This is a genomic window from Dyadobacter endophyticus (genome assembly GCF_014641595.1).
In the GTDB taxonomy this organism is placed as follows: Bacteria; Bacteroidota; Bacteroidia; order Cytophagales; family Spirosomataceae; genus Dyadobacter; species Dyadobacter endophyticus.
The window spans coordinates 1,595,584-1,613,680 of sequence record NZ_BMIA01000002.1; the positions used below are offsets into that span (position 1 = coordinate 1,595,584).

At 49.5% G+C, this 18,097-nt stretch carries 15 protein-coding genes; 7 read left to right on the top strand and 8 right to left on the bottom strand.

Translation table 11 applies throughout. From position 1 onward, the window contains the following. Positions 1 to 32: 32 nt before the first annotated feature. Positions 33 to 983 carry an NAD-dependent epimerase/dehydratase family protein gene (locus IEY24_RS18725; RefSeq protein ID WP_188934823.1) on the bottom strand — a complete coding sequence of 317 codons (951 nt, stop codon included), beginning with the start codon at positions 981 to 983 and terminating at the stop codon, positions 33 to 35. A 172-nt stretch (positions 984 to 1,155) separates the two neighbouring features. On the opposite strand from IEY24_RS18725, the gene IEY24_RS18730 reads away from it, so the two are divergent. Continuing rightward, positions 1,156 to 1,617, top strand: a complete 462-nt coding sequence (locus IEY24_RS18730) for an Lrp/AsnC family transcriptional regulator (protein ID WP_019941792.1) — start codon at positions 1,156 to 1,158, stop codon at positions 1,615 to 1,617. Here the strand turns inward: IEY24_RS18730 and IEY24_RS18735 are convergent. From IEY24_RS18735 to IEY24_RS18755, 5 genes are read right to left on the bottom strand one after another with little or no spacing between them, the layout of a single operon-like run. Beyond that, on the bottom strand, positions 1,614 to 4,016 hold the full coding sequence (locus IEY24_RS18735) for a hypothetical protein (RefSeq protein ID WP_188934825.1): 2,403 nt from the start codon (positions 4,014 to 4,016) through the stop codon (positions 1,614 to 1,616). The two genes, IEY24_RS18730 and IEY24_RS18735, sit on opposite strands and share 4 nt — an antisense overlap. A gap of 25 nt (positions 4,017 to 4,041) precedes the next feature. Further along, complete coding sequence (locus tag IEY24_RS18740) at positions 4,042 to 5,220, bottom strand: DUF4249 domain-containing protein (RefSeq protein ID WP_188934827.1); 1,179 nt, start codon at positions 5,218 to 5,220, stop codon at positions 4,042 to 4,044. A 14-nt stretch (positions 5,221 to 5,234) separates the two neighbouring features. Beyond that, positions 5,235 to 6,365 carry a DUF4249 domain-containing protein gene (locus IEY24_RS18745; RefSeq protein ID WP_188934829.1) on the bottom strand — a complete coding sequence of 377 codons (1,131 nt, stop codon included), beginning with the start codon at positions 6,363 to 6,365 and terminating at the stop codon, positions 5,235 to 5,237. A 6-nt stretch (positions 6,366 to 6,371) separates the two neighbouring features. Further along, the gene (locus IEY24_RS18750) at positions 6,372 to 9,143 is read right to left on the bottom strand and encodes a TonB-dependent receptor (RefSeq protein ID WP_188934831.1); all 2,772 of its coding nucleotides are present in this window, start codon (positions 9,141 to 9,143) and stop codon (positions 6,372 to 6,374) included. Then, positions 9,140 to 9,868: a hypothetical protein gene (locus IEY24_RS18755; protein ID WP_188934833.1), complete on the bottom strand. Its 729-nt coding sequence runs from the start codon at positions 9,866 to 9,868 to the stop codon at positions 9,140 to 9,142. Before IEY24_RS18755 ends, IEY24_RS18750 begins: the two co-directional genes overlap by 4 nt. Before the next feature lie 231 nt (positions 9,869 to 10,099). On the opposite strand from IEY24_RS18755, the gene IEY24_RS18760 reads away from it, so the two are divergent. Both IEY24_RS18760 and IEY24_RS18765 read left to right on the top strand, forming a co-directional pair. Next, the gene (locus tag IEY24_RS18760) at positions 10,100 to 11,161 is read left to right on the top strand and encodes an NAD-dependent epimerase/dehydratase family protein (protein WP_188934835.1); all 1,062 of its coding nucleotides are present in this window, start codon (positions 10,100 to 10,102) and stop codon (positions 11,159 to 11,161) included. Positions 11,162 to 11,355: 194 nt separating this feature from the next. Next, positions 11,356 to 12,201, top strand: coding sequence for a hydroxymethylglutaryl-CoA lyase (locus tag IEY24_RS18765; protein WP_188934837.1), 846 nt, complete (start codon positions 11,356 to 11,358; stop codon positions 12,199 to 12,201). A gap of 59 nt (positions 12,202 to 12,260) precedes the next feature. On the opposite strand, the gene IEY24_RS18770 is transcribed toward IEY24_RS18765, so the two are convergent. After that, positions 12,261 to 13,376 carry a DUF8457 domain-containing protein gene (locus IEY24_RS18770; RefSeq protein ID WP_188934839.1) on the bottom strand — a complete coding sequence of 372 codons (1,116 nt, stop codon included), beginning with the start codon at positions 13,374 to 13,376 and terminating at the stop codon, positions 12,261 to 12,263. Between the two features lie 103 nt (positions 13,377 to 13,479). Here IEY24_RS18770 and IEY24_RS18775 point away from each other — a divergent pair, with 103 nt between their 5' ends. Further along, on the top strand, positions 13,480 to 14,085 hold the full coding sequence (locus tag IEY24_RS18775; RefSeq protein ID WP_188934841.1) for a thymidine kinase: 606 nt from the start codon (positions 13,480 to 13,482) through the stop codon (positions 14,083 to 14,085). Beyond that, entirely contained in the window at positions 14,082 to 14,723 is a 642-nt protein-coding gene (locus IEY24_RS18780) for an SGNH/GDSL hydrolase family protein (protein WP_188934843.1), read from the top strand. The genes IEY24_RS18775 and IEY24_RS18780 overlap by 4 nt, the downstream gene beginning before the upstream one ends. 70 nt (positions 14,724 to 14,793) lie before the next feature. Here IEY24_RS18780 and IEY24_RS18785 read toward each other — a convergent pair whose 3' ends face one another. Next, on the bottom strand, positions 14,794 to 15,888 hold the full coding sequence (locus IEY24_RS18785) for a chorismate mutase (protein ID WP_188934845.1): 1,095 nt from the start codon (positions 15,886 to 15,888) through the stop codon (positions 14,794 to 14,796). Between the two features lie 188 nt (positions 15,889 to 16,076). Here IEY24_RS18785 and IEY24_RS18790 point away from each other — a divergent pair, with 188 nt between their 5' ends. Both IEY24_RS18790 and IEY24_RS18795 read left to right on the top strand, forming a co-directional pair. Then, positions 16,077 to 17,279 (top strand): proline dehydrogenase family protein, encoded by a 1,203-nt coding sequence (locus IEY24_RS18790; RefSeq protein ID WP_188934847.1) that lies wholly within the window; start codon positions 16,077 to 16,079, stop codon positions 17,277 to 17,279. 51 nt (positions 17,280 to 17,330) lie between these two features. After that, complete coding sequence (locus tag IEY24_RS18795) at positions 17,331 to 18,095, top strand: lipoprotein signal peptidase (RefSeq protein WP_188934849.1); 765 nt, start codon at positions 17,331 to 17,333, stop codon at positions 18,093 to 18,095. The last annotated feature ends 2 nt before the right edge of the window (positions 18,096 to 18,097 follow it).

Below are 18,097 nucleotides of genomic sequence, written 5' to 3' on the forward strand. Positions count from 1 at the left end.
TTCACTCATTCACTCATTGTCTCATTCACTCATTAACTAACCAAATGATATTTCTTCCGCAACTCCGTTATCATCTCCTCCGTCATCTTATCAAGCGAGTATGACGGCCGCCAGCCCCAGTCTTTCCGCGCCTGGGCATCGTCGATTTCCTGGGGCCAGGAGTCGGCGATGGACTGGCGGAAGTCTGGCTTGTAAGTTATGTTGAAGTTTGGAATTATCTTTTGAATGCTTTGCGCAATTTCCTGGGGAGAGAAGCTCATTCCGGCGAGGTTGTAGGATGTTCTTACCGAAATCTTTTCGGCTGGTGCTTCCATCAGCCGGACAGTGGCGTCCATGGCATCGCTGATGTAGATCATCGGCAATGTCGTTTCCGCTTTCAAAAAGCATTCAAATGCTTCGCCCTTCACTGCCTTGTGATAAATATCGACCGCATAATCGGTAGTACCACCACCCGGCATCGACTGGTAGCCGACAATGCCCGGGTAACGCAGCGAGCGGATATCGACACCGTAGCGTTTGAAATAGTAGTTCGACCAGTTCTCACCGGCAGCCTTGCTGATACCGTAAACCGTCGATGGGTCGAGGTACGACCATTGTTCAGCCAATGTGTCCACACGATCACCGAAAACGGCAATGGAGCTTGGGTAAAAGACTTTGCTAACCCCGTTTCCACGAGCTACTTCGAGTACGTTGAACCAGGTTTGCATATTAATATGCCAAGTTCGCAACGGCTCCTCCTCCCCTTTTGCCGAAAGGATGGCGGCGAGATGGTAAATCTGCGTGACACCGTATTTCCTGACGATTGCCGCCATTTCAACGGCATTGGTCGCGTCGAGCTGCTCGAAGATCCCAGTCGAAAATTCGGGCATACGGATGTCCGTCGCCACCACTTTTCCCAGTCCGTAAATCTCCCTCAGATATTCTACCAGAACAGATCCGATCTGTCCGTTTGCTCCTATTACTAAAACGCAGTCCGTTTTCATAAAAAACAACTTTTGGGTAAAGCATAAATCACTTGCAATTTCCCATTTGTGAAAATTATTTTCAACAAATGGCGCATTTTGCAGGAAACATTACCACACTATTTGATTTTTATAGCAAAATTTACTTTTTGAGGTTCAATTCGAAACACGTACCAGTAAATATTATTGCCCCATGGAACAGTTGGACAAAATCGATACCAAAATCCTGCGCATCCTGCAAAAAGATGCAAAAAAAACGACGAAGGAAATCGCAACGATGCTCAACCTGACGGTGTCGCCGGTTTATGAGCGGATCAGAAGATTGGAGAGTCTGGGCTACATCAAACAATATGTGGCCATTTTAGATAAAAAACTCATTAACAGACACGTTACGACGATCTGCCAGGTGTCGATGCGCTACCATAATGAGGCATTTATAGAGAAGTTCGAGCAAGAAATACAAAACCTCCACGAGGTACAGGAATGCTACCACATGGCGGGGCAGGTTGATTTCCTGCTAAAAATCAATGTCGCCAGCCTCGACGAGTACCACGATTTCGTGAAATATAAGTTGTCCAAGATCGACAACATAGGCGTGCTCAACAGCACCTTCGTGCTGAAGGAGATTAAGCACACCTCGGAATTCTACATTTAAAGGCTTCGCTTCTTCACATCGAAGGAAACTGTTTTGCTGCCTGCCGTACCATCCGGCGTAATGCCCTGGATCACGACCTGGTAGCGACCGGTTTGGTCGGACGTGTAAAACTCAATGGTCGCTTTGCCGTCTTTGCCGGTCGTAACGTTCGGTGCCCAGTGCAGAAGGTTACGGAAATCGGCTATGCGGCTATTGGCGTTGTTGCTGTCATATTTCGGCGCATAGAATTCCCTTTGTGCCTGCACGCCCTCGTAGGGCATTACCAGCACTTTGGGATCGAGCTCGAAACCACCGAGGTCGCCGCGGTAGGTCGAGAAGCTTACAATACCGGTGAAGGTCATTGGCCCCAGGAAATAGCGCGAGCTGATCAATTCTATTTTCTTCACTTTCAGCGGATCCATTTCGATGATCTTGTCGGCGTCGAAAACCGGAATACCGTCCAGGAGCATCAGTGGATCGGTGGTGTAGTAGGTGTTAGGAAGCAGTTTGTCGATCATTCGCAAATGGAATTCCTTTTGGCGCTTACGTACCAGAATTCCTTTCACATATTCCCTTAAAACCTCTTCCATGGTGGGAAAACGGGTAAAATCGTCGAGAAAATACTTTTCATCGGGCATCCCGAAGAACGGCAGCGAGTCGGTAAGTACGGCTTTCTTTTCGGCATAAAGCCTCGGCAGGAACGCATTGCCGGTCTGCATATTGATGGACCGCGTCAGCAGCTGGCTTTCCAGTTTTTTATCAAAGTAAAACGAAGTAATGGGCGTCGTCGAGAACTGTCTGGAGAACGGTGTCGCCACCTCGAAGCGGTAGGTCGAGTCGGTTGCCAGGTTGGTTTGCAACGTGATTTCCTTCGGGCCGGTAAACTGGCGTACTTCAAATTTCACCCGGCCTTCTTTATCGCTCATGTCTACGTACAAGCGCGCAGGCACGTCCAGCGACGCCAGGTACGCTTCTTTGTTCACCGCCGGCGTTCCATCGGCCCGGTTGAGCACGCGGGCGTTGATGAAATGCCCGTCGTATTCAGGCAAATTTTCAAAACTGACCAACTGACCACCAAAAACCTTGTCCCATTTCAGGCGGCGCCAGCCGTGGGTAAGCATCAGGTTGTCGAGCTGCCTGTCGGTGTCCTGATTTACATTTTGAAAATAATAGGCCGGGTTTTCAATATCTCCCTTCAAATCGGCAGTGAGCCACAAATAGCTGTGAATATCGTGCTGCGGCTGGTATTGGATCGAATCGTCAAGATAGACAGCCACCGACAGATTGCTCCAAGCGGGCAGCGCCTGGCCTGCGGCGGCCGAAATGTTCATGGCTACTTTCTCCCGCCCGATAAAGCTTTTGCCTACTTGCGCATCGATCGTCAGCTGCTTTTCGGGACGTTTGAAATACAATCTTTCACAAACCGGTTTCAACTTTTCATTAAAGATCGTAATCTGCGTAATGCCTTCGCCGAGTTTCGCTTTTTCGAGCAAAAAGACCACCTGGCCTTTTCCTAACCCTTTTTTCCCAAACACGGCATTGGCCTGGCGCGTGTGCGCGAGCAGGAATACATTCACAGGCTCTTCGCTTTCGAGCCTTGCGGTTACCGTCACTTTGACCAGCGCGGCCGTCGAGTCTTTTACCTGCATTACATACCCCTGCGGCTCGACTTTTGGCAATTCATACTCGAAGCGTTGGCCCTTGCTGTCCGTTATAGCTGCTTTGTAGGTTACATTATCCTCCGGTTTCAACGCAAAATAGCCAATACCGTTGAGTTCGGGTTCAAACTCCCGGACGGTTTCATTCTGCTGGTTAATGATAGTTCCTTTAAATTTAATACCCTTACCATCGGCGCCCACGCCGCGGAATGCTATTTTGCCTTCGATACCGCTTACCAGATGGCCACCTTCCGGGAAAAACTGCACGTCATAGTGCGTTTCCTCTTTCGAGGCCCGGTCGGGATCGAAGCGTACAAAGGGGTTAAGGATAGAAATGGAGGTTTCGAAATAGCTTTCTGCCGAAAAATTCTTCATCCAGTTGGTATAGCACCGCAGCTTGTATTTCCCGCTCACGAGCGTGGACGGAACGAGCGCTGAGCCATTTCCACGGCCATCGACCATCGCAAATTTGGTCTGCAATACGGCATTATTCTCGGCGTCGAGCACTTCCAGGTAAGCCACTTTGCTTAGGTCAAGGAACCGGTGTGTAGCGCCATTGAGATTATAGGCTTTGAACCACATCGTTTCGCCGACGAGGTAAAACGGCCTGTCGATATGCACGTACAACTTCTCCTGCACGGCCCGCTCGGTATAAAGGCCGAACCGCTCCCGCATGGAGGCGAGCATGGCATCGTCCTGCGCATACGAGGAGCTGTAAGATGCCAGCGCCAGCAAACCACAAATAAATGTCCTAAGTCTCATTGTATATTTTCAAACAATAGAATAATCATTGATCCCAAAATGCAGGTTTGGTGGTTGTACCGCCCTGCGACCGGCAGTCAGCACACGTTTCCGACGTCCCCAGGTAGCCGCTCTTCGGCTGACCCATATAAAAGTAAAGCAGTACCGCAGAGCCTTCGAACGCCTCTTTAAAATCGAGTGTATCCGGGGGCATACAGCGCGGATAAGAGCCCAGTGTTTCTCTGATGAAAATCCGCTTCTTTTGTTCCTGTGCCGCGCTGAAATAACCGAATACGAGTTCTTTGGCGTCGGCTTTCGCGTGGATATTACCCGTCACCTGCGAAGGCTGCGGATCGAACAGGCTTCCCGTCCCCTGGGTTGTTTTCGCGAGGTCCGTCCAGTATTCAAATGCTTCGCGCGTCAGGCCATATTGTTTTACAAGGATCGAATACCCGAAATACAGCTTGTTAGTGCCTATATCAACAATATTGACCGGCAAATCGCGGATTACATCCTGGCTAAGCTTGATCGTCGACCCGAGCTTGATATCCCTCGACGGCAATGTCCGCCAGCATACGTTGACATTATCGGTCCTTGAAACGATCTCCTTTTTCTCATAATCGCGCGTCAGGCTGGAATAATATGCCATCCGGTACTCGTAGGTCTCTTCGTAATTCCAGCGGTAAAAACGCGTCTGATTACTCGGGTCATGGGTATTGACATAAATCATCATCGCATTTCTGCCCTCGTCCACGCGGTAGGTAATGCTGTCGATCGGCGGAGTTTTGCTCACCACCACGTAATCCGATTCATATTCCCTCCCGTCGAGACGCTTAATCCTCAACCGGTACCTGGCGTCGCGGTTAAAGGTCGTCGGCGGCAGTATGTACGAGCCGTCACCCACATCCTGGAACGCATAGCTTTCACCGTTTTCGGCATCGGCGAGGATGGTAGCGCCCCATTCCCTTACGAATTGCCCGCCATCGTTCACGCCCTGGGTGTGACTCAACACAATCTTACTGGTATCGCCATTTATGTTGAGAAAACCATCCACAACGAGGTAAGTCCCGGGCTTGGTCACTTCCGGCGGCGAGAACGGCTCGATACAGCTTTTGATCACCAGTCCCGTCGCCACCAGTATTCCGCATGAAACCCATCGTCTCCATTTTCCCGGCCCGTAGCCACTTTTCAGCTTTTTGATGAAGTTTATTCCTCTCACAATCATTCCTTATAAATTCATTACCAATACGAAGGTCTTTCGGTGGTACCGCCCTGCAGGCGGCAATCGGCGCAGGAATGCGCCGCTACCAGAACGGAGTCGGAACGCGGGCCCCAGTATGTCAGGAGCAGTTTCGCGGTATTCAGTGCACATTCGTCGGCATCCCGTGGCGAACAGCGGATCGGGATCGTATCGGGTTCGGTACAACGCGGGAATGTGCCGAGCCGCGGTGATACCGTGTACCTCCGGGTCTCTTCGGTAGCCGCACTGAAATAGCCGAAGGCCAGCAAGCGCGGATTGGCGACATTCCGGATGTTGCCCGTCACTTGCGAGGGCAATACATCAAAAAGGCTTCCCGTTCCCTGCGTCGTTTTGGCCAGATCAGTCCAATATTCAAAAGCCTGGCGCGACAAGCCATATTGCCTTACCAAAATGCTGTATTTGATAAAAAGCTTGTTGGTAGAAATCGGCACCCGGTTCAACGGCAGGTCCTTGATCACGTCGCTGCTGAGCTTGACCGTACTGCCCAGCAGAATGCTGCCCGACTTCAATTTCCCCCAGCATTTATTGATGTTCTCAGGCCTTATCACCACCGAATCATTCCTGACCATCAATGCGGAATAATAGGCGGCTTCGTATTCCCAAGTTTCCTCGAATTTCCAGCGGTAAAACTGTGTCTTATTCTGCGCATCGTGCGTGTTCACATAAAACACAGCCGCATTCAGCACCGGGTCGACTTTGTAGGTGACACTATCGATAACAGGCGTAATACTTACACCGACAAATTCAGACAGGTATTCCTGACCGTCCTTCGTCTTGATCCGCAGCCTGTACTTGCCCGAGCGATTGTATTGGCGTGGCGGCAATGTATAAACGGCTGCACCGGTTTCTGTCAGCGGCATCGTTTCTCCGTTCTCTTCCTCCACTGCCAGCTGTGCGCCCCTTTCGATAGCCGGCATTGCATTTGCATTTACATTCTGTGTTCGCCGCAACTCGATACGCGTCGAATCGGTGCCGCTCACATTCAGGAAACCGTCGATTACCAGGTAATTCTCATCCGAATTAACCTCAGGTGGCGAAAACGGTTCTATACAACTGTCGACGATCAGCAGCAATACAAAAAAACCTACTTTTAAAAACCAATATCTCATAGCTGTCTAGAATCTGAAATTGTAGGTTATCGTCGGGATCGGCTGTCCGAAAATGGAAAGCTGGTAACCATTCACCCTTCCTCCGACGGTCTGGAAATAAACCGAGGTCGGGTTTTTCCTTCCTAAAAGGTTATATACCGCGAGCGTCCACGAGCTGTGCGCCAGCTTCTTGATCCGGTGGTTGCCTTCGATATTCATGGCCAGGTCCATCCGGTAATAGTCGGGAATGCGGAATTGGTTACGGTCGGCATAGTAGACCCGCTGCGAACCATCAATAATGTACTTGCCGATCGGCGGCGTGTAGGGTCGGCCTGTGCTGTACGTAAAGTTGAACGACAAGCTGAACCGGTGCGAGAACCGGTAGTTGGAGATCAATGTAAAATCATGCGGCTTGTCGTAGTTGCTCGGGTAGAAATTACCGCCGTTCGGAGCGTCGGGCGACTCGCGGTCGACCGCGCGCAGGAGCGTCCGCGCGTAGGTGTAACCGAGCCAGCCATTCAGCTTTCCGGTCATTTTCTTGATCATGAATTCAACACCATATGCCTTTGCTTTGGTATTGATCACCGCTGCTTCGATATTGTGGTTCATGAAAAGCGAATCGCCGCCTTTGTAATCGAGGAAATTGCGAGTGTTTTTGTAATAGCCTTCGAGCGAAACCTCGATCTTGTTACCCCTGAAATTCCGGTACAAACCAACAGAAATCTGGTCACCGATCTGCGGTTTGATATACGGATCGCTCAGTTTCCAGATGTCGGTCGGCGAAACCGTCATGGTATTCGTCAGCAGGTGAATATACTGGCGCAATGTGTTGTAGCTGGCTTTCAGCGAAAGGTTATCCAGGATGCTGTACCGCACCGACGCCCGGTATTCAGGCCCGCCATACGACTTAATTTTCTTACCCGATTTGTATTCCTGCACGCCTTCCTGGTAAATGTAGTCGATCGGGAAGCCGGGAAGATAGGTATTGACTGATTTTGGCCCCAGATATTGGAAGAAAGACCACCGCAGACCTCCCGAGATCGACAGACGCGGGCTGACCTCCCATTTGTCTTCGAGATACAATGCGCTTTCCGTCGCTTGCTCGGCCTGCAACTCGTCCGCTACGATAAGCGACTCGCTGCCGCGCGGTTTGAATGAGCCCGGGTGTAATTTGTAATAAATGGTGCTCAATCCAAATTCGAGCGTATGTTTCGGATGCAGCACATAATTAAAATCAGCCTTAAAATTGGATTGGTTAATATCAAATTTCAGATCAAAAGAATTGAGCGGAAGGCCTTCCGCCTCCATCGAATAATTGTATTTGCTATGCGCTGCGGTGAGCACGCCGTATAGACGTGAATTGAAGGTATGCTTCCATTTGATAGACCCGAGCTGGTTCTGATAGGAGTATAATGTATCGCCATAGAGCTTGAACTTGTCCCTGCTCGTATAGCCGGTCAGCGAGAGGCTGTTCTTCTCATTGATTTCATAGTTCAAATGCAGGTTCAAGTCGTAAAACGACGCCGAGCTTTTGTTATAATTTTCGTTATCCAACGCCCTTATCACCCAGTTGGAATAAGTCGAGCGCCCACCCAGCAAAAACGACGCCTTGTCTTTTACCAAAGGGCCTTCCACCGTAGCGCGCCCCGTAACAAGCCCTATCCCGCCCGAAGCCACGAATTTCTTCTTATTCCCGTCACGGCTGTTAATATCGAGCACCGACGCCAGCCTGCCGCCGAATTTGGACGGAATTGTACTTTTATAAAGCTCCACATCCTTCAACACATCCGGATTAAATGCCGAGAAGAAACCAAAAAGGTGCGATGGATTGTAGATCACCGCGTCGTCATACTGAATAAGGTTCTGGTCCACCGAGCCACCGCGCACGTTGAGACCGGTACTGTTTTCCCCGACCGATTTGATACCCGGCAATGTGAGGATGGTCCGTAAAAGGTCTGTCTCGCCAAATACCGTCGGTACCTGTTTCAGGTTTTTGATAGTCAGTTTCACGGTACCCATTTGTGTACCTACCACGTTTTTGTCCATTCCGGCCTTTACCGACACTTCCTTCAATGCGATCACACTCTCCCGCATTTCAATGTCGAGTTTGCCGTCGGAATAAAGTACTATTTGGCGCTGCGTTTCGCGCATACCCGTGCTTTTAATACGGACAACCTGTTTCCCGCGCGGGATCGTGAGTGCGTACCGCCCAAGCGCGTCGGTGGTAATACCGATGGATGGCGAGTTGATAAACACCGCCGCGCCGATCACCGGCTCACCGGTCACCGCATTCCTGACATATCCTGTGATCGTAGAATTGCCGGGTGTAATCCTGTGCTTTCGTATCCCGATTTCGTGGACCTTACTCTCGGCAGTCGATAAAAGTTTTTCCTTGATATCGCTTTCCGGACCGGCATAGGCAATGGAATCGGTTTCACCGGCACGATCCGGGTTGAATAAACCGGGTGTGAGCTGGGTGATGATCTTCTGTCCGTGCGTAATGAAGATCCGCTTTTCTCCGTCGATGGCATATTCAAACTCGGAACCTTTGAAAACCTGGTCGAGCACTTCCCGGAGCGAGAGGTTATTTACATTCAGGTCGAGCGTAAGGCTGTCGAACCGCGTGGCGTCGTAGTAGAAGTAATAGCCTGTCTGCCCTTCCACCTGCTTCACAAACTGGTCGAACCGCGCCGAATCCAGTTTCATCGTGATTTTCTTCTCTGGCACGTTCTGGCCGTAGGAAAAGTGGGTGGTAAAAATGCAGCAGATAATAAGGGTTAAGGGTAAAAATATTTTCATTTGGCTAGGTTGTCGTAGGTTTCTACCATCTTCACAATGGCCAGTTCACGGTTTTTACGGAATTTGATCTTGTTCTCCCGCAGCACTCTGCGTAATTCCCGCTTATGATCCGGAAACATTTCCAGGGTCGATTTCTTCGTATGTACCGAATGATAACGGCCGTCTTTGAACACATAGTAGAAGTTCTTTTCGGGATAGTAGGCGATCACTCTTTTGTCAACGATCTTTTCCTGGCGTGACTTCGTCCTCCGTACGAGCGTGCGCGACTTACCGCCATAAACGACGTCGTAAAAACCGGTCCGCATTTGCGGGTTAATATCCTTCCCCGATTCGAGTCGCGCGAAATGGTGGTTATCCACAATAAATGAATCCACTTTCACTGTTTGCAGCAGTACATGGTCGCCGTTAAAATGCCGGATCACTAACTCATCGTGAAAAATGTCGTATAGCATCGGGATGCTGTCGAACTGCTGACCGTCATAGAGCACCATACCGTTGAGCCAGCGGCGCTGCTGGTAAAACTGGTGTTCCTCCATCCGGGCGTCATACACGTAATACTGACGGCCGTTGTAAAGATTCTGGGAGATGGATGTAGCGTTTTTGTAGAGGGATACCGGGTAAGCCGCAACCTCCCGGGCCGAAGAAGATTCGGCCAGCATCCCCTGGGCATAGGTTTTCCCCGAAAACAGGGCACAAAGGAATAATGCAGTGGTAAAAATACGCATCTACGCAGTTGATTTTAAAGCAATACGTTCAAAGGCTATCAAAATGTTGCAGTACCGGGGCTAGTACTTCACGAAGTGAACATAAGTTACATACTTCAAATGTAAATTAAATATTTTATTCGATTTATTAAACTTAATCATAAAAGAATCAAATGCTATTTATCTAATGCATATCCCCTTAATCCCCTAACTTTGGCCTTTTATCGGTACCACACATCTTACTTACCTTCTATGAAAATTCTGATCACCGGTGGAGCCGGTTTTGTGGGCTCTTCGCTGGCCATAGCCTTGAAAACCAATTACCCTGATTATCAGGTTTACGCATTGGACAACCTTAAAAGGAGAGGCTCCGAACTGAACATTTCCCGCCTCAAAAAAGCAGGCGTGGAATTCGTCCACGGCGACATCCGTAATAAAGAAGATTTCGACTCCATTCCAGCCGTCGACACGGTGATCGAAGCCTCCGCAGAGCCATCGGTATTGGCCGGGTTGGATGGCACGCCCGATTACCTGATCAATACTAACCTGGTAGGCACTGTCAACTGCCTCAATTATGCATTGAAGCATAAGGCTGGTTTCATTTTCCTTTCCACCAGCCGGGTTTACCCGATCAAGACGATCGAGACACTAAATTTCGTGGAAGAAGAAACCCGTTTCGCATTGTCGGATGAGCAACCGGTACCGGGCGTTTCTTCCAAAGGCATCGGTGAGGACTTCCCGCTGAACGGCGCAAGGTCCCTTTACGGTACCACGAAGCTCGCTTCCGAGTTGATCATTCAGGAATATAATGAGTTTTATAACATGAAAACGGTCATTAACCGCTGTGGCGTGATTACCGGTCCCTGGCAAATGGGCAAGGTTGATCAGGGCGTAATGGTGCTCTGGATCGCGAAGCACTATTTCGAACAACAGCTCGGCTATTTCGGATACGGCGGTACCGGGAAACAAATCCGCGACATGCTGCACGTGGCCGATCTTTTCAATCTGATCGACTGGCAGCTGCATAACCTCGATAAAGTGAATGGCGAAATCCTGAATGCCGGCGGCGGCTTGCAAAGCAGCGCTTCATTGCAGGAGCTTACGAAAATCTGCCAGGAGGTAACCGGCAAAACCATTCCGATCAAAGTCGTTCCCGAGAACCGGACTGCCGATATCCGCCTTTACGTTACCGACAACACCAAAGTAACCGCATTGACGGGCTGGGAACCGAAAATTGGCATCCGCCAGATCGTCGAAGAAATCACCGCCTGGTTGGCCGAAAACGAAGCCGATCTCGCCCCGATTTTGAAATAGAGAAAGCGCGAAACTCTTGCTTCGTGCACGCCATTCGCAAACAAAGACTGCAATCAGGTAGCTTTCAAGAACTACCTGATTGCAGTCTTTGTTTTTTAAGTCCGTTCCGGGCACATTTGTTAAGTAGCACGCTAGTCAGAAAGTCAAGAGTAGTCAGGGAGGTCAAACCTATACAGTCATTCAATCATCGAAATATGAAGTTCATCGAATGCCCCCGCGATGCCTGGCAAGGCTTTCACCCCTTCATCCCGTCGGAGATCAAGCTCGAATATCTTAACCAGCTCCTCCGGGTCGGTTTTGATACGATTGACTTTGGAAGTTTTGTGTCGCCCAAGGCGATCCCTCAAATGCGGGACACCGCCTGGATTACCGAACGGCTGGATCTTTCAGGCAGCAATACCAGCCTGCTTGCTATCGTCGCCAACGAGCGTGGTGCGGCGGATGCCTGTGCATTCGGGCAGATCGGTAGCCTTGGCTATCCCTTTTCCATTTCGGAGACATTTCAAATGCGGAACACGCAGGCGACCATTGCTGAGTCGTTCGAGCGGGTGAAGCGCATTGCCGAACTGTGTGCGAAGTATAAAAAGGAGCTCGTAATTTACATCTCGATGGGTTTTGGCAATCCTTATGGTGATGCGTGGGCACCGGAGATCGTGATGGAATGGGTGGAAAAATTGTCACGACTAGGCGTGAACACATTTTCGCTGGCAGATACTGTCGGCGTCGCGCAGGTGAATGATATCGGCTGGCTATTTACCGCATTAATACCACATTATCCCGAATTGGAATTCGGTGCACATTTCCACAGCCGCCCGAACGACTGGCGTGAGAAGGTACAGGCTGCTTATGATGCCGGCTGTCGTCGCTTCGACGGCGCATTGCTTGGATATGGCGGCTGCCCCATGGCGCAGGACGATCTCGTGGGCAATATGCCCACCGAACGGCTGGTGGATTTTGCCAGAGAACAAAAGGAACTACTCACCATTGACGCCAACGAGTTGCAAAAAGCACGCGCGATGTTCCAGCAGATCGTAGGATAAATAAAATGCGCCGGAAGGTTTGAGCTCCCGGCGCATTAATTCAGTATTTAAAGTCCTTTTTATGAAGCAAACTTGCGCTTGACGATCGCAAGCAACGCAGTAACTGCCTCTCCATTCACATCCCACGCATATTTGGAAGCATAGCGATGCCAGATTAGGTTTTCGGCTTCCTCGAAACTTTTCACGCGATCCAGCTCGTAAATCGCTTTGTCGAAATGCTCACTGTTACGGTCGAAAAGCTGGTTTACAAACATAAAACGCTGACCTAGCGGAATGCTGCCTGCGATGTTTTCAACCTTTACCGGCACGCTTCCGTACGATTGGTCGTCGGAAGGCTTCGGCAGATCTACTTTGAAACGACTGTTCAACGAATCCCTTTCCGGGCCTGACCCTACATTGGCTTTGGCGACAATCTCGCTGATCACCGCGGATGCGGGTTCGGCACGCGGAGCAGCGGAGCGGACAGTACCCGGCTCCAACTGGCTGAATGCCGAGTCGAAGAACGATTCGTGCTTCTGGTGCTGCGGAGTAGCTTTTCCCACTTCCTGAATGTGCAATTCGCCGATATTGATCGGGAATACTTCTGCGAATTGTACCAGATGCTGTTCCTTATCGTCGATCAGATCGGCATTGTCTTTAAATTCGTACAACCAGCTCACGGCCTGTGTCTGGTACACCGAATCGGACCCACTGTCTGTCAGGCGGCCCAGTAATGCTTCGGCGACACCCCGGTGGATGTGCGTATATTTCACGAGTTGTTCGGCTTTTTCGTGCGTAAACTCCACGTCAGGAACAGCCCTGATCTTGTCTTCGAAATAAACGGCGGGCGCCAGGAGCAATTTCAACGATTCTTTCACCGAATCGGCCAGTAGTGGTTCGAGGTCCGCCCGTTTGACAGCGATGTGCTGCGAGGCCGTATTCATGAATTCTTCCAACGCACTTTTTACATCATCATTGGAAAAATCAAAATAAGGGCTGCGGAAGGCTTCGGCGTTGTTTTTCCATTCTTCGAACAGGCGGTTGAGAATACCCAGGTTGACCTGTCGTACGGGTGTCAGTTTTAATAATCCGGCACCGGTAACGACGTCCTGCGACCTGTACACTTCGTTCAGAACTGTTGTTGTGAACCGTGCGGAGTACTGGTTGAGTGCGATTGAATTCAGATTATCCGGCATAACGAATAAGCAATTTTGGTAACGTAGTGTTGGGAAAAATATGTTTGATTTGTAAATATAAAATAAAAATCGACCTTTCAACCGGTCGGTTCGGCACCAAAGTATGTTTGTAGAACCATCTCACAGAAGAGAATTTCAAAATCCCCGTACCGGCTGGATCGAAGTTATTTGCGGATCCATGTTCTCCGGAAAAACCGAAGAACTTATCCGCAGACTCAACCGTGCCAAAATTGCCCGACAAAAGATTCAGATTTTCAAACCTGCGCTTGATAAACGATACCACGAAGAGAACATTGTTTCACACAATGACAATTCGATTCCTTCGATACCCGTACAATCGTCGCAGCAAATATCAGGCCTGGCGCAAAATTGCGAGGTTGTAGGTTTCGACGAAGCCCAGTTTTTTGACGAAGGGATCGTGGAAATATGCGACCAGCTGGCGAACGGTGGCAAGCGGGTGATCATTGCCGGCCTGGATATGGATTATATGGGTAAACCCTTCGGCTCCATGCCCCAACTGATGGCCATTGCGGAATATGTCACCAAAGTTCATGCAGTTTGCATGGTTTGCGGGGAAGTTGCGTCGCACTCCTACCGCCTTTCGCCATCGAATGAGCGTGTACTCCTGGGCGAGACGGATTTGTACGAGGCACGCTGCCGCCGATGCTTCAACCTGGGCGAAAAAGCGTACGATTTATATTCCAAATGAAGAACCAACGGCTGCTGACCCTCTCACTTACGCTGAATGCGGCCCTGATCTTGACTTTTTTGGTTCTCGGCTACGTCTATCGCGATAAGATCGCGCAGCGTTTTGTGAGGATAAGAGGCAACCCGGCGATTGTCATGTACGGCAACTCCATTACCGCGCAAGGCAAATGGGTCGAGCTGCTGGGCAGAACCGATGTAATGAACAATGCATTACCCGGGCAGGCTACCTATCATTTCCTTCAACTGATCCAATCGCACGTCATCGACCTGCATCCGAAAGTTTGCTTCATTAAAGGGGGAATCAATGACATTACATTGGGTGTGAGGCAAGAAAATATTCAGGCAAACTTTAAAACGATGCTTGAAATGCTCATGCAAAACGGCATTACGCCGGTGGTGACGTTGACAGTTTACGAGCAAAATGAATATTCAAGTAAAAAGGAAGTCGATGCATTAAATGAATTCCTTATTTCATTTTGCACCCAAAACAAGATCACTTACATTGATCTGAACCGCTACATTTCAGATTCGACCGGCCTGCGTGCAGAATATGCGGTCGACAAAAAGCATTTGAATACCAAAGCGTATCAAATCTGGGCTAAGGAAATCACCAGGGTTTTGAAGGAAAAGAATATTTGAAAGAACCAGCTACAAAAAGAAAAAACCGCCCATTGCTGAGCGGCTTTTGCATTTATGATCAATCCTGATCTTAGGCATTCACCTGGTTCATCACCTCGGTTTGCTTGCGGATCGACTCCATGTGAACGAGTTTGAACAATTCGTCCACCAGGTTTGGATACAGATTCATGCTTCTGCCCCAGCCAGCGCGCGTTTCCAATACTTCGCGGAAACGGTCAACCTGGTAAGCGGCTACGTTGTTATCGCGTTTGTATTCGGCCAGTTTTTCAACCAGGGCCATGCGGTTTGCCAAAGTTTCGAGCAATTCGCGGTCGAGGTTGTCGATTTTGCCGCGGATAATTTCCAGTTGCGAGGCGTAATCGCTGCCGTAAGATTCTTTACGAACGTGCAGGTCGTGCAGCATTTGTCCCAATGCAGCAGGCGTAAGCTGTTGTGCAGCGTCAGACCATGCTTTGTCCGGATCGCGGTGCGATTCGATGATCAGACCATCGTAATGAAGGTCAAGCGCGCGCTGAGCGATTTCGTACAGGTAAGCACGCTTTCCAGCCATGTGGCTAGGGTCACCGATAACTGGCAACTGAGGGAAAATCGTTTTCAATTCGATCGCGATGTTCCACATGGGAGAGTTACGAAACTTGTGCTCCTGTGCGTTCGAGAAACCGCGGTGGATTGCACCGAGTTTTTTCACGCCAGCCTGGTTCAGACGTTCCAGGGCTCCTACCCACAGTTGCAGGTCGGGGTTTACAGGGTTTTTAACCAATACAGGTACATCAATTCCTTTCAGGGCATCAGCAAGTTCCTGTACGTTGAATGGGTTCACGGTTGTACGTGCACCAACCCAAAGGATATCAACGCCGTATTTCAATGCCAGTTCGATATGCTGAGGCGTAGCAACTTCCACAGCCACAGGCAAACCTGTTTGCTGTTTCACCGCTTGCAACCATGGCAAAGCTGCCTCTCCCATGCCTTCAAAGCTGCCTGGACGAGTTCTCGGTTTCCACACCCCTGCACGGATCACGTGCGCAAATCCTTCCTCTTTGATCTGGGTTGCGGTTTCTAACATTTGTTCCTCGGTCTCTGCGCTGCAAGGCCCGGCGATTACCAAAGGCTTACCTTCGGTATTGATCCAACTGCTAAGCGGTAGGATATCTAAAGAAGCATTCATACTCAAAAACTTGTCCTTAATAAAAAATTGATAATTGTAATATTTTGATCCGGTATTATGCGTATTTCTTCGAATGCCCGTACATTTGACCCCACAAAAGTCAATCAACTTCTTAACTTGTATTACTTTCTTCCTGTGGTCAGATAATGAATTGTTAAACAGTTACTCAGGAAAAACGTACATCAAAAATGGCATATCCGTCCCCAAACGACCAAATACCTGTATTTTTTGAAGATACTTCCGTTGCCTTTGCATCCAAATCAGACGCTAAACTAAGGAAGACATACTGGTTATTCAGCCTTATGAATCAGGCTCGAGTCGTAAATTTAGGCACTTTTTTTATAAAGCTCGCGCTAAAACTCAACTTACCTATAAAAAATCTCATCCGGGTCACGATTTTTGAACAATTCTGTGGCGGTGAGACGATTAACGACTGTGACGCAACCATCACTTCCCTGCACCAGTCGGGTATCGGAACGATACTGGATTATTCGGTTGAAGGAGAAGATAAAGAAGCCAGTTTCGACGCAACTGCGGCCGAAATCCTTAAAACGATCGACAAAGCGACAGGCTCGGATACCATTCCTTTTTCAGTATTTAAAATCACCGGCGTAGCGTCATCCGACCTGCTCGAAAAGGTTCAGCGGAAAGACGAACTGTCGGATGAAGAAAAAGCGGCCTTCGAACGTGCACGTGAGCGGGTACAACGCCTATGTACACACGCGTACGAACATCAGGTGCGGATATTCATCGATGCCGAAGAAAGCTGGATACAGGGCGTGATCGACGACCTGGCTTATGAAATGATGCAGCAGTTCAACCGCGAGCGGCCCATTGTTTACAACACCTACCAGCTCTACCGCCACGAAACGCTTGAAGCCTTGAAAACCGCTTTCCTCGATGCACGCCAGAAAGGCTATTACATCGGAGGCAAGTTGGTGCGTGGCGCTTACATGGAAAAGGAAAGGCTCCGCGCTCGCGAGCAAGAGTATTTCAACCCTATTCACACATCCAAGGAGGCCACCGACGACGATTATAATCACGCGATCGACTTCTGCCTCGATCGCCTCGAACACATTTCGATCTGCCTTGGAACGCACAATGAGTACAGCTCTCAATATTGTGCCCTCAAAATGAAGAAGCTCGGCATTGAACGCAACGACGACCGCATCTGGTTCGCGCAGTTGCTCGGCATGAGCGACAATATCTCCTTCAACCTGGCAAAGGCCGGCTACAATGTGGCCAAATACGTCCCTTACGGCCCTATCGATGCCGTGTTGCCATATCTGATCCGCCGTGCCGAAGAGAACACTTCCATTGCGGGCCAAAGCAGCCGTGAGTTTTTGTTAGTTAAAAGTGAATTGAAGAGAAGAGGAATCGGTTCTTTATAAGTAAGTTATTACTTTCGCATTCCAAAATTTGTCCATTGTATTAAAAACCGAATGAACCAATCCAGAAACCCAACTCCCTACCTACTTCTTAGCGTACTCCTTATCGGAATTGATCAGGCTTCCAAATTACTGGTTCACGAATATATGCAACCCGGTTTTTCAGGACAGATCGCGCTGATCGGGGATTGGTTGAAATTGCATTATGTACTAAATCCCGGCATGGCTTTCGGCATGCAACTAGGGCACGAATACGGTAAACTATTCCTGACGTTGTTCCGCCTCGTCGCTATGGTAGCCATCGGCGGTTATATGATCCACCTGGCGCGTGCAGGAGCTTCCAAAGGCTTGCTTTGGGCATTGGCAATGATCCTCGCCGGAGCGGTCGGTAATGTGATCGACAGCACATTTTACGGTGTGCTGCTGGGCAATGCGCCCTACGGCTCACCAACGCCCTGGTTCCACGGGCAAGTAATCGATATGATCTTCGTGGACTTCTGGGAAGGTTTCATTCCCGACTGGGTACCCGTTTGGGGCGGGCAGTATTACTCCACACCGATCTTTAACATTGCCGATTCCTGTATTTTTCTAGGTGTCTGCAGCATTCTGATATTCCAGGGAAGTTTTCATGCCCACGGGCCTGACGAAGATAGCGTGAAGGAGGAAAGGGAGGAAGGAGAAAGGGAGGAAGGGGCCGGTGATTTTCAGGGGTCTGCTTCAACGGAAATTACCGCAGCTGAAAGTGATCCACGAAATGATATTCCGACACCTACCTCCACGGAGGAAGAAGAGGATGAAAATAAAAAAGAGAGCATTTAGCT

Excerpts from the sequence above, each read along its gene's own strand:
- IEY24_RS18725 (WP_188934823.1), bottom strand. The coding sequence starts at position 983 with ATGAAAACGGACTGCGTTTTAGTAATAGGAGCAAACGGACAGATCGGA.
- IEY24_RS18730 (WP_019941792.1), top strand. The coding sequence starts at position 1,156 with ATGGAACAGTTGGACAAAATCGATACCAAAATCCTGCGCATCCTGCAA.
- IEY24_RS18735 (WP_188934825.1), bottom strand. The coding sequence starts at position 4,016 with ATGAGACTTAGGACATTTATTTGTGGTTTGCTGGCGCTGGCATCTTAC.
- IEY24_RS18740 (WP_188934827.1), bottom strand. The coding sequence starts at position 5,220 with ATGATTGTGAGAGGAATAAACTTCATCAAAAAGCTGAAAAGTGGCTAC.
- IEY24_RS18745 (WP_188934829.1), bottom strand. The coding sequence starts at position 6,365 with ATGAGATATTGGTTTTTAAAAGTAGGTTTTTTTGTATTGCTGCTGATC.
- IEY24_RS18750 (WP_188934831.1), bottom strand. The coding sequence starts at position 9,143 with ATGAAAATATTTTTACCCTTAACCCTTATTATCTGCTGCATTTTTACC.
- IEY24_RS18755 (WP_188934833.1), bottom strand. The coding sequence starts at position 9,868 with ATGCGTATTTTTACCACTGCATTATTCCTTTGTGCCCTGTTTTCGGGG.
- IEY24_RS18760 (WP_188934835.1), top strand. The coding sequence starts at position 10,100 with ATGAAAATTCTGATCACCGGTGGAGCCGGTTTTGTGGGCTCTTCGCTG.
- IEY24_RS18765 (WP_188934837.1), top strand. The coding sequence starts at position 11,356 with ATGAAGTTCATCGAATGCCCCCGCGATGCCTGGCAAGGCTTTCACCCC.
- IEY24_RS18770 (WP_188934839.1), bottom strand. The coding sequence starts at position 13,376 with ATGCCGGATAATCTGAATTCAATCGCACTCAACCAGTACTCCGCACGG.
- IEY24_RS18775 (WP_188934841.1), top strand. The coding sequence starts at position 13,480 with ATGTTTGTAGAACCATCTCACAGAAGAGAATTTCAAAATCCCCGTACC.
- IEY24_RS18780 (WP_188934843.1), top strand. The coding sequence starts at position 14,082 with ATGAAGAACCAACGGCTGCTGACCCTCTCACTTACGCTGAATGCGGCC.
- IEY24_RS18785 (WP_188934845.1), bottom strand. The coding sequence starts at position 15,888 with ATGAATGCTTCTTTAGATATCCTACCGCTTAGCAGTTGGATCAATACC.
- IEY24_RS18790 (WP_188934847.1), top strand. The coding sequence starts at position 16,077 with ATGGCATATCCGTCCCCAAACGACCAAATACCTGTATTTTTTGAAGAT.
- IEY24_RS18795 (WP_188934849.1), top strand. The coding sequence starts at position 17,331 with ATGAACCAATCCAGAAACCCAACTCCCTACCTACTTCTTAGCGTACTC.